At 62.2% G+C, this 9,892-nt stretch carries 12 protein-coding genes; all 12 read left to right on the top strand.

Features of this window, described 5'->3' with window-relative positions:
• Position 1: 1 nt before the first annotated feature.
• The 12 genes from M0H32_RS23780 (at position 2) to M0H32_RS23725 (ending at position 9,891) form a co-directional block, all read left to right on the top strand.
• A complete protein-coding gene (locus M0H32_RS23780) occupies positions 2–727 on the top strand; it encodes a transcription termination/antitermination NusG family protein (RefSeq protein ID WP_248158253.1) in 726 nt (241 codons plus the stop codon).
• Between the two features lie 230 nt (positions 728–957).
• Positions 958–1,611 (top strand): winged helix-turn-helix domain-containing protein, encoded by a 654-nt coding sequence (locus M0H32_RS23775; protein WP_248158252.1) that lies wholly within the window; start codon positions 958–960, stop codon positions 1,609–1,611.
• Positions 1,601–3,691 carry a phage terminase large subunit family protein gene (locus M0H32_RS23770; RefSeq protein ID WP_248158251.1) on the top strand — a complete coding sequence of 697 codons (2,091 nt, stop codon included), beginning with the start codon at positions 1,601–1,603 and terminating at the stop codon, positions 3,689–3,691. The genes M0H32_RS23775 and M0H32_RS23770 overlap by 11 nt, the downstream gene beginning before the upstream one ends.
• 7 nt (positions 3,692–3,698) lie before the next feature.
• Entirely contained in the window at positions 3,699–3,938 is a 240-nt protein-coding gene (locus tag M0H32_RS23765) for a hypothetical protein (RefSeq protein ID WP_248158250.1), read from the top strand.
• Positions 3,935–5,551 carry a phage portal protein gene (locus tag M0H32_RS23760; RefSeq protein ID WP_248158249.1) on the top strand — a complete coding sequence of 539 codons (1,617 nt, stop codon included), beginning with the start codon at positions 3,935–3,937 and terminating at the stop codon, positions 5,549–5,551. The genes M0H32_RS23765 and M0H32_RS23760 overlap by 4 nt, the downstream gene beginning before the upstream one ends.
• The gene (locus M0H32_RS23755) at positions 5,548–6,387 is read left to right on the top strand and encodes a S49 family peptidase (protein WP_248158248.1); all 840 of its coding nucleotides are present in this window, start codon (positions 5,548–5,550) and stop codon (positions 6,385–6,387) included. Before M0H32_RS23760 ends, M0H32_RS23755 begins: the two co-directional genes overlap by 4 nt.
• A 49-nt stretch (positions 6,388–6,436) precedes the next feature.
• Positions 6,437–6,928 carry a hypothetical protein gene (locus tag M0H32_RS23750; RefSeq protein ID WP_248158247.1) on the top strand — a complete coding sequence of 164 codons (492 nt, stop codon included), beginning with the start codon at positions 6,437–6,439 and terminating at the stop codon, positions 6,926–6,928.
• Between the two features lie 59 nt (positions 6,929–6,987).
• Positions 6,988–7,344, top strand: coding sequence for a head decoration protein (locus M0H32_RS23745; RefSeq protein ID WP_248158246.1), 357 nt, complete (start codon positions 6,988–6,990; stop codon positions 7,342–7,344).
• Positions 7,345–7,397: 53 nt separating this feature from the next.
• Positions 7,398–8,429, top strand: coding sequence for a major capsid protein (locus M0H32_RS23740; RefSeq protein ID WP_248158245.1), 1,032 nt, complete (start codon positions 7,398–7,400; stop codon positions 8,427–8,429).
• A gap of 62 nt (positions 8,430–8,491) precedes the next feature.
• Positions 8,492–8,893, top strand: a complete 402-nt coding sequence (locus tag M0H32_RS23735; protein WP_248158243.1) for a hypothetical protein — start codon at positions 8,492–8,494, stop codon at positions 8,891–8,893.
• A 6-nt stretch (positions 8,894–8,899) separates the two neighbouring features.
• Complete coding sequence (locus M0H32_RS23730) at positions 8,900–9,220, top strand: head-tail joining protein (RefSeq protein WP_248158242.1); 321 nt, start codon at positions 8,900–8,902, stop codon at positions 9,218–9,220.
• The gene (locus tag M0H32_RS23725; protein ID WP_248158241.1) at positions 9,220–9,891 is read left to right on the top strand and encodes a DUF6441 family protein; all 672 of its coding nucleotides are present in this window, start codon (positions 9,220–9,222) and stop codon (positions 9,889–9,891) included. Before M0H32_RS23730 ends, M0H32_RS23725 begins: the two co-directional genes overlap by 1 nt.
• Position 9,892 lies beyond the last annotated feature (1 nt).

The following is a 9,892-nucleotide window of genomic DNA, read 5'->3' as shown; positions in this document are numbered from 1 at the left end:
AATGAGCAAGGCGAAAGTCAAGCGGCCCGAAATCATTCACAGCCTCGACCTGTTGAAGGCCCTGGTGAACCAGTCGTCCGTCGAATGGTTGGTTATCCACACCAATCCTAAATGCGAGGCGAGGGCGCGTGACGGGCTGATGGCAAAGGGCCTTCTGGCCTATCTGCCGATCGAGTGCATCGAGCGTCCCTATGGCATGAACACACGCAAAAAGGCCGGCGGTACCTACACGGTCAAGCGGCCGATGTTCGCCCGGTACCTGTTTGCCGGCATCGACCTTTCGAAGGGGCAAAGCGTCGATGATGTCAGGGCCTGCGACGGCGTCGAAGGTGTTGTCTGCTTTAGGGAAAGTGGCCGTCCGGCGCGCGTCCGCAAGAAGCTCTTGTGCGAGGTGATTGACGTCGAGCATGGCACGTTTGAAGACGAGCCGGTGCCCGATGGTTTCATTGCCTGGCTGGCGCAGCTTGAGGGCGGTACGATGCTCGGTTTGGTCAAGGGTGTATGGTCTGGTATCGACTTCGCCTTCACCGGCTATAGCGAAGCCAAGCAGCGCGTTTACGGCACGCACGACACCAAAATCGGCAAAGTGCTGGTAGACGTGCCTGTTGACGCTGTGAAACGTCCTGATGTATCCAAGATGCAGGACGATTCGTCGGACCCCTCGGGCACGGGTGAGAGTATTCACCACACAAACGGAGCGACTGAGGCGGCGGACCCAGCCAACTGAAACGCCAAATAGGCGGTGTTGGCACAATGGGTTTCTATGGCGAAAGCACCTGATAGGTAAGAACGGCTCGCAGTGATGCGGGCCTTTTTCGTATCCAACCGGCAGCGGGTCCTTCTGGTGGCCAGGATAAATACGGGGCGGCTGAGCGCGTATGTTCGGTAGATGGATCGGTTTTCCGCAGGGTTGACTAGGTTGACCCGGTTGACGTTCACGCAGGCCAAGGGTTGACGATGACGGTTGACGCGGTTGAAGAGACCGGGGCCGACGTGTGGGTCTCCATTGCCGAGTTGGCACGGCTGAACGGCGTTTCGAAACAGGCGGTTTCGAAGCGGGTCAAGCGGTTCGAAGATGCGGGCCAGTTGACAGTCCGGAAGAACGGCCGCGAGCGGCACGTGAATGCGGCGGTTTACGCCCGTCTGGTGAAGGACACGACCGACCCGGCGCAGGCGCTGCGCAATCCGGATCACACGTTGTCGACCGGCGCGCTCCCCGAAACGCAGACCGGAACCGAAGACGCCGGCGCCGGCGGCGACGAAGACCAGCCGGCGCAGAGCGACTCGGACAATGGGGCGCCTCGGCAGTCCTATAGCGACGCGAAGGCCAGACGCGCCGAGATCGACGCAGAAATTGCCTGGCTCGATTATCAGGAGCGGATCGGCAATCTGATTTCCCGCGACGAAGCGGATGCCAAGCAGTTTGAGACCTTCCGCCGGATTCGCGACCGTTTGATGGGACTGCCGGCGACCTGCGCCGAGCTTCTGGCTGCCGCACCGGACGCCCGTGCCATCCGCGTGATGCTGAGTGACGAAATCCGCAAGGCATTGGATGAGAGCGCGGACTTCCTCGAGGAGGAAGAGGACGACAGCGGCAACGATGAAGATTAGGAAGCTGACCCGGCGATTGCTGAAAAGCAATCTGGCCGGGCTGGTTAAATCGGCAGCACAAGGCCTTCGTCCCGACAAGCGCATGCGCGTCTCCGAATGGTCCGAGAAGCACCGGCGTTTTCCGGAGGGTTCGGCTCTTCCCGGTCCTTGGCGGAACTCGACAGCGCCATATCTGGTCGAGCCTATGGATCGGCTGTCGCCGGACGATCCGATTCCGGAAGTCGCACTGATGAAAGCCGCGCAGTCAGGCGGGTCGGCCATCGCCGAAAACTGGATCGGCTTCATCATGCACGTCGCCGCGGCGCCGATCATGTATATCCAGGCGACCATTCAGGCGGCGCTAGACTGGAAAGAGGAAAAGCTAAACGAGACGATCGAGGCAACCGACGTTCTCAACCCTGACAAAGGCGGCGTCGTGACCCCGGTCAAGGCCAAGACGAAGGGCTCGACGTCCAAGCGTCTGCGGTTCCGGGGCGGGTTCCTCCTGTTCGGCGGGGCGAATTCAGCAGCGTCCCTTCGCCAGCATTCGATCCGGTTCATGGTTCGCGACGATACGTCCGCCTGGACTGACAGCGCGGACGGCGAGGGCGATCCGGACAAGCTGTCCGAACAGCGTCTTAAAACCTACAAGGCCTTCGGTCTGTCAAAGTCCCTTGACGTGTCCACCCCGACCGTCAAGGGCGAGAACATCGACCGCAAGTACGAGGCCAGCGACAAGCGCCGCTATTACATGGCCTGCAAGGCGTGCGGCGCGCTGAACGATTGGGACTGGCCGGACGTGATCCGGAACGATAGCCCGCCGTTCAAGTGCCATGTGCAGTGCGGCCACTGCGAGGCGGACCATTACGAGGCCGACAAGACTTTTATGCTTGCGGCCGAGAACGGGGCCTGCTGGGTCCCGACCGTCGCCGATGAGAACGGCGAAGTGCCGTTGAAGACGCTGACGAAGGAAGAGGCCAAGCGCTGGCGGGAACGGCCGCTGAACGTCTACCGCGCCGGCTATCATCTGACCGGCTTCATGTCCCGGTTCGAAATGTGGGACGAGCTGGCCCGCCTCGAAACGGAAGCCGGCGAAGATCCGGACCTGGTCAAGCCGTTCGTCAATACCGGCCTCGGGCACGCCTATGAGGCCAAGAGCGACGCACCACCCTGGGAAACGCTTTCGGCCAGACGCGAGGGGGACTGGCAACGCGGTACCGCCCCTGCTGGTGTCCTCTATGTGACGCTCGCCGCCGACGTGCAGAAGACGGGTATTTATTGGGAGCGGGTCGGCTGGGGGCCGAACAAGGAAAGCTGGACCATCGATTACGGCTTTCTGCCTGGCGATACGTCGGTGCCGCTCGATGGCGCCTGGCCGAAACTGGATCAGGTCGCCGATCTTGGCTGCGTCCATGCCTGCGGTGCCAAAATTCAAGACGACTATATCGGTGTTGACTGCGCCTATCACACTGAGGCGGTTTACGCGTGGACCAAACGCCGCCCGAATGCGCTGAACGTGCGCGGTGTCGATGGCTGGACCAAACTTCCGATCCACCGGGCGGAAAGCAACGAGGTCAAAAAGACCGGCCTTTCCGCCGGCAAGGCCAAGAAATACGGCGCCAAGGTCTGGCTGGTCGGCGGTTACGGGATCAAGTCCACACTGATGACGCTGCTCAGCCGTGGCGTGGAAGGCGAAGAGAGGGAAATCCCGCTCGGCTATTGCCACTTTCCGGCGAACGCGGAAGACGAGTACTTCAAGCAACTTGTCTCCGAATATGTCGTCATCGAGAAAACGCGCCACGGCCCGTCAAGGGTCTGGCGGGCGCGTGGGGCGAACCACTGGCTTGATTGCCGCGTCTACAATTGGGCGCTCACGCACTACGCCAATATTTGGCACTGGAACGACGACAAGTGGTCGGAGCGCGCAGCGTATTACACCGACCTTGCAGCCGAGCCGGGCGACCTGTTCGGCCCTGAAACCGTCGCCGCCGTAGCGGCCAAGCCCGTCCGGGCAGAACCGACCGTCACAAAGACAGCCAGCGAGAAACAGGCCGTCGACAAAGACGACGGCTTGGGTGCGCTGGCAAACCTCAACAGGTGATTTTCCCATGACGCGTGAACAGATCGAGCAGGCGATTTCCGACCTGGAAGCCGCCCGCCTCAAAATGCTGACCGGAACCAAGCGTGTGGAAATCACAAGCTCAGAAGGCGGCGGCGTGAAATATCAGGTCGCCACGGTCGGCGAGATCAATCAGGAAATCGCACGCCTGAAGGTCGAGCTGTCGAAGCTGACCGGCGACCCGTCCGGTGTCGGGCCGATCATTGCGGCGTTCGGGGGGCGGGGATGAAACCGGTTGTTCGTGTGAAAGCCGGCGATGCGACCGGCGAGACAGCGCGTCTGCGCGATCAGGCTGCCGTCGATCCGCTTTTCGAGGCCTATGGCGGCGAAGGGCAGGGCGCGCGGCACTGGACGCCGGCGCTCCGGTCGGCGGACGCGGACTGGTTTCCGCGCCGCGACCGTTCCGTCGCCCGCATCCGCGATCTGGACCAAAGCAATCCCTGGGTTTCGTCCGGCGTCGATCGACAGGTCGACATGCTTGTCGGCGGAACCTTCCGGCTCAATTCCAAACCGTCCGCCCGGCTGCTGGGCATCGATCAGGATTCGGCCGACCAGCTGGGGCAGGACATTCAGGACGCCTGGTCGGCGTGGGCGGAAGACCCGATTTTCCGTTGCGATGCGGAACGGACGCTGAATTTCACCGGCCTGATGGGGCTGATGGCACGCGAGTTCGTCGGCGGTGAAGCGCTGGCGGTTCTGCGGTGGATTACGAAGCCCGGCCGGGACTATGCGACTGCGGTTCACGTCATCGACCCCGACCGCCTTTCCAATCCGAACAACACGATGGACACGGCCACGATGCGCCGCGGCATCGAGCTTGACGAAGACGGCGCGCCGGTCGCGTATCACGTCCGCAAGGCGCATCCGTCCGATGTCTTTACCTATGGCGCGGACAGCTGGACATGGGAACGGTTCCCGCGCTGGGATCAGATTGGAACCTGGCAGCGGCCGAAGGTCCTGCACGTCTTCGACAAGCGCCGGGCCGGTCAGACACACGGGATTTCGCGGCTGGTCAGCAACCTGGTCGGCCAGAAGATGCTTTCCGGGTACTCGCAATCGGAGCTGCAGGCGGCGGTTCTGAATTCGTCGGTAGTCGGCGCGATCTACACGCAGCTTGGTTCGGAATACGCGGCCGAGGCCATCGGCACGGTCGACGCGGCCACCGAATGGACCAAATTCAATACCAAACGCGCAGACTTCTATGACAAGTCGCGGCGGGTGATGGATGAAAACCGGTTCATCACTCTGTTTCCGTCAGACCGGCTGGACATGAATACGCAGCCGCGCCAGACGGCTGGTTTTCCCGCATTTCAGGAAGTGTTCCTGCGGGCGCTCGCCGCGTCCCTGGGCACGTCCTATGAGCAACTTTCGATGGACTGGTCGAAAACGAACTATTCGTCGGCCCGTGCTGCGCTCAATGAAGTCTGGCGGGGCATCCAGCGGCTTCGCGGCTTGCTGATCGCCGGCGCTGCCAACCTTGTTTTCGCGGCCTTCCTGGAAGAGGCGCTCGACCGCGGCTTCGTCACGCCGCCTTCCGGCGCGGCGGACTTTTACGAGGCGCCGGCGGGATATCTGCGCGGCGACTGGATCGGCCCGGGCCGTGGATACATCGATCCTGTGAAGGAAGCGGACGCCGCAATCAAGCGCATGGGCGCACGCCTGACCACGCTGGAACGCGAGACCGCCGAACAGGGCGGCGATTGGGAACAGAACCTCGACCAGTTCGGCCGCGAGGAAGCGGCGTTCGCGGGACGCGGTCTGGCAGGGCCGCTGCAGGGCAATGCAGCAACGGCCGACCAGAAGTATCCGTCCGATACAGACGAGAAGAGGGGCGCCGAATGACCGGACTGGAACTGTCTTCCCTTAACGGGGCTTTTGTCGCCATTCTCGACGGCCGGGAAATGGGGCTCGTCACGGCGATCGAGCGCGCGCAGGCCGAAACGCGGGACTGTGCCTATTTGACCTGGCTCGATCATTGTTCCGGGTCGGATCTTTACACCGTTGTTGACCATGTCGCTGTGATCGGCGTTTACGGCTCGCTTGTGCCGAACCTTCCGTTTCATGGAAGCGACTACATCACCGGCTACAACTGCATTCGCATTGCGGTTTCCGCGGCTCTTCGCGATGCCGATGTTTCTGCTATTGCGCTTGATATCTCGAGTCCCGGCGGAATTGTCAGTGGTTGTTTTGAGCTTTGCGAGTTTCTGCGGGAAGTCCGGGAAGAGAAGCCGGTCATGGCCATCGTTCGGGATCTTGCTGCCAGTGCGGCCTATGCCATTGCAAGCACCGCCCACGTGATCGCAGCCCCGGAGACCGGGGCTGTCGGCTCGATCGGCGTTTTCCGGCTGCATGGCGACTTTTCGAAGATGTTCGAGGATGTCGGCATCAACCTCTCGCAGATTTATTCCGGCGCCCGCAAGGTCGACGGCTCGCCTTACATGCCGCTGTCCGACGATGCCCGTGCCAAATGGCAGGGTGTTGTCGACGAATACCGCGAACTCTTTGCCAAGCATGTATCCGCCGGCCGCGATGTCAGCGTCGCCGACATCCTATCAACCGAGGCTGAGCTGTATGACGGCCCCTCGAACCTCAATCGGGCTAGGGAAATCGGCCTGATCGATCAGATCATGTCACCCGACCAGGCGTTCGCCGCCCTGGTCAAATCCATTCAGACATGACCTGAGCTGAAACAGCAAACAGGACTTCCACCAAACCCAGGAGACACCAATGTCGAAAACTGGCAATGCGCTGGCGCACCTTCAGGGTAAGCCGGCACCCGCAACTGCGTCCGACGACACGGCCGCAGACGGGGAAGACGAAGACGACGAAGAGGAAATGTCCGACGACACCTCTTCCGAGGATGAAGACACCGACGACGAGGCCGAAGGCGGCGGCGACGAAAGCGAAGACGAGGCCAGCGAACAGGCTTCGAACGTCGCGGCCGGTTTCGCTCTGATGCGGTCGCCCGAGGCCAAGGGGCGCACCAAGCTCGCGACCGAGCTTGCCGAAGATGTGGCCAGCGGCCGGATGTCCGTGGATCGCGCAAAGACGATCCTGAAAACCGGCGCCAAGGAAAGTTCCCTGTCGGCCGCGATGAACGGCAAGGACAAGTCGCCGGGGCAGGATGCTCCGAACGCCTCGGCAGGCAACTTCAAGGGCAAGGATGCGTCCCTTGTGTCGATGGCAAACAAGGCGAAAGCCGCCCGTTCCGGTCGCTGACCGGCACGTTTCGAGCCGGTTGATCCGGACACCACTTCCCTAAAATCGGAGGGCTTGAAATGCCCAGTGCAAGCTATCAGCCCGGCGGTCTTATCGTCGGGGATTTCCCGGTTGCGATCCGTTACGTGACGATCCTTTCGGGGCAGGTCCAGCCGCGCGGCGCCGTCATGGGCCGTGTCACGGCCTCGGACAAATACATCCTGTCCCTGGCGGCTGCCGGTGACGGTTCGGAAACTCCGGCCGAGGTGCTGGCGGTGGATGTCGACGCCAGCGGCGGCGACGTCGTCGCGCCGGTCTACTCCGCAGGCGAATTTGCCGCCGATCAAATGACGTTCGGCACGGGCCACGACGCCGACACCGTCGAAACGGCTTTCCGCCTCGCGGGCCGGTCGATGTTCGTCCGGACGCGCGTCTAACGCCGCGCCGCAGCGCGGTCTTTTCTCACTCATAAATCAGGAAGGGAATCCTTATGGATCCGCTTTACTCCACGACAGCGCTGCTGGCGACGCTTCAGACCTTTGACCGTCCGACCGCCTGGCTGCGCGACACGTTCTTTCCGACCGAAATCAACTTCGTTCAGGAGGAAATTGCCTTCGACAAGGTTGCCAAACGCCGTAAGATCGCGCCGTTTGTGTCGCCGCACGTGCCGGGCAAGGCGCGCAAAGCCCGTGGCCGGTCGGTCGAATCCTTCGCCCCGCCCTATGTCAAGCCGAAGAACGAATTGTCTCCGGGCGACAATTTCGTGCGCCTTGCGGGTGAAGAGATCAACGGCGATCTTTCGCCCGAAGAGCGCTTCGACCGGAACGTTATGCAGATGCTTGCCGACCAGGACAATGAGGTCACGCGCCGCGAAGAGTGGATGTGCGCTCAAATCCTGACTACGGGTGCCGTCGTCTGCGAAGGCGAGGATTTCCCGGCGCAGACTGTCGATTTCGGCCGCGATGCGTCCCTGACGGCGCAGCTTGCCGGCGGGGACCGCTGGGGCGAGGCCGGTGTTAGTCCGAAGGCAAACCTGCGGACCTGGGCGACCGAAATTTCCGTGCTTGCGGGCGGCAACCCGACCGATGTGGTGCTGGGCGCGGAAGCCGCTGAGCTGTTCACCAGCGACGCGGAAGTGCGGGAAATCCTTGACAACCGTCGTCAAGCTGGCGGCCGTCTTGAAATGGGGCCGATCGCGACCGGGGCGGAAGACATGGTCGCGGCCTATCTCGGGTCTTTCGGCCAGTTCGACTTCTGGCAGTACACCCAGAAATTCGAGGATGAGGCCGGCGTGTTGCAGGATTTCTTCCCGAGCTACGGCTGTCTGACTATCGCCCGCCCGGTCTTTTCCGGCCACATGTGTTACGGCGCGATCAAGGACAATCGCGCGCTGCGTGCCATGAGCCGTTTCCCGAAAACCTGGGCGCAGGAAGACCCGTCCGTCGACTTCCTGATGACGCAGTCCGCGCCGTTGCCGGTCCCGACCGAGGTCAACGGCTCCAAGTTCGTTCTGGTCCGATAAGCGGACTTGAGCCTGGGGCGGCGGTTGCCGCCGCCCTGAAGTTCAACGGAGATTTCAAAGACATGGCATCGAAAACGAAACTGAAGAGTGTTTGCCTGCCGATCACGCTGGTGTTCGGCGGCAAGACCCACGCACCCGGAACGCCTGTTAAACTGGACGCCGAAGAGGCGGACGCGCTGATTGCGCGTCACGGTGAAGTGCCGGCGAAGGGCGAGACCGCCAAGGAGACCCCGCGGCCGAAAGGTCAGGCCCTGGATTTGGCGATTGTCTCGGCGATCAAGGACCTTGACCCTGAAAACGAGGACCACTTCACGGCCTCCGGGAAACCGGTGGTTGCCGAGATCGAAAAGCGGCTTGGCTTTGAAGTGTCCGCGGAAGAGCGGGACGCCGTTTGGGCCAAGGTGTCCGAGCCGGACCCGGCAAAGCAGGCCAAGCCGGCATCGTCCGGGCAGGCGAGCAGCTAGGCGGCAATGCTCGACCTGGACAAAGAGGTCGTCGACGCCGAGTTTGAAGAGCTCGGCGTTGACGCGACATATACTCCGGCGGTTGGCGATCCGGTTGACTGCAAGATCCTGCTTTCGTCCGACGACGACACTGCCCTGGAGTTCGGCGGCAGGTCCCGGCCGATTGGCCGAAACACAGTTTTGCGCGTGCGGGCTTCGGAGGTCTCGCCGGCGAACGGCCAGACGTTCACTCTCACGAACGGCGGGCAGGTCTACCGGATCGCAGCCGAGCCGGCGCTTGAAGACACCGCGCGTCTGGTCTGGCGCTTCAAGGCGGTTGCCGTCTGATGACCGATTTGAGACTTGCCCTTGTCGGTGACCTGCAAAAGCACCTGGACGCGGAAGAGAAAGAGATTTCGACGGGTCTGCGGCTGGCGACCGAAGATGTCGCGGTGCTCGGCAAGACTCGGTTCCGGCAACAAACCACGGCGGCAGGTCTCGGCAGAAAGCTTGCCAAGGCGTGGCGGCACAACGTTTACCCGCGGCACGGCGTTCAAACGCTGGAACCTGCCGCGCTTGTCTTCACCAAGGCGCCCGAGATTGTCAGGGCCTTTGATGAGGGCCAGACCATCCGGCCGAGGAAAGCGTCCTTTCTGGCCATTCCAACGGATTTCGCGCCAAAGAGCCGGCGCCGCCTGTCGCGCGGCCGGCGCATGGGCATTGACGAATTCAGGGAGGCCTTCGGCAAGGATGCCTTGAGCTTTGTGGCATCGCCCGAGGCACCTGGTTCCGTCGTCTTCGCTTTCGCAAATCAGGGCTTCCGCAGGTCGCGTGGCAAGCGCGGCGGCTCGCGGCGCGTGAAGGCGGGCGGCAAGCAGAAGTCCGAGCGCGTCTTGATGTTCGTGCTTGTGAAACAGGTTCGGCTTTCCAAGCGCCTGGACGTTTCCTCGATCGAGACCGTGCTGCGGCGGCGGTATCCCGATCTGATCACCCGCCGTCTGATTGAAAGGCTTTCCTGAG

The sequence above is a fragment of the Roseibium sediminicola genome, assembly GCF_023156505.1.
Lineage (GTDB): Bacteria > Pseudomonadota > Alphaproteobacteria > Rhizobiales > Stappiaceae > Roseibium > Roseibium sediminicola.
The sequence above is the reverse complement of the archived record's forward strand: the minus strand, read 5'-3'. Positions and strand labels throughout refer to the sequence as shown.

Excerpts from the sequence above, each read along its gene's own strand:
- M0H32_RS23780 (WP_248158253.1), top strand. The coding sequence starts at position 2 with ATGAGCAAGGCGAAAGTCAAGCGGCCCGAAATCATTCACAGCCTCGAC.
- M0H32_RS23775 (WP_248158252.1), top strand. The coding sequence starts at position 958 with ATGACGGTTGACGCGGTTGAAGAGACCGGGGCCGACGTGTGGGTCTCC.
- M0H32_RS23770 (WP_248158251.1), top strand. The coding sequence starts at position 1,601 with ATGAAGATTAGGAAGCTGACCCGGCGATTGCTGAAAAGCAATCTGGCC.
- M0H32_RS23765 (WP_248158250.1), top strand. The coding sequence starts at position 3,699 with ATGACGCGTGAACAGATCGAGCAGGCGATTTCCGACCTGGAAGCCGCC.
- M0H32_RS23760 (WP_248158249.1), top strand. The coding sequence starts at position 3,935 with ATGAAACCGGTTGTTCGTGTGAAAGCCGGCGATGCGACCGGCGAGACA.
- M0H32_RS23755 (WP_248158248.1), top strand. The coding sequence starts at position 5,548 with ATGACCGGACTGGAACTGTCTTCCCTTAACGGGGCTTTTGTCGCCATT.
- M0H32_RS23750 (WP_248158247.1), top strand. The coding sequence starts at position 6,437 with ATGTCGAAAACTGGCAATGCGCTGGCGCACCTTCAGGGTAAGCCGGCA.
- M0H32_RS23745 (WP_248158246.1), top strand. The coding sequence starts at position 6,988 with ATGCCCAGTGCAAGCTATCAGCCCGGCGGTCTTATCGTCGGGGATTTC.
- M0H32_RS23740 (WP_248158245.1), top strand. The coding sequence starts at position 7,398 with ATGGATCCGCTTTACTCCACGACAGCGCTGCTGGCGACGCTTCAGACC.
- M0H32_RS23735 (WP_248158243.1), top strand. The coding sequence starts at position 8,492 with ATGGCATCGAAAACGAAACTGAAGAGTGTTTGCCTGCCGATCACGCTG.
- M0H32_RS23730 (WP_248158242.1), top strand. The coding sequence starts at position 8,900 with ATGCTCGACCTGGACAAAGAGGTCGTCGACGCCGAGTTTGAAGAGCTC.
- M0H32_RS23725 (WP_248158241.1), top strand. The coding sequence starts at position 9,220 with ATGACCGATTTGAGACTTGCCCTTGTCGGTGACCTGCAAAAGCACCTG.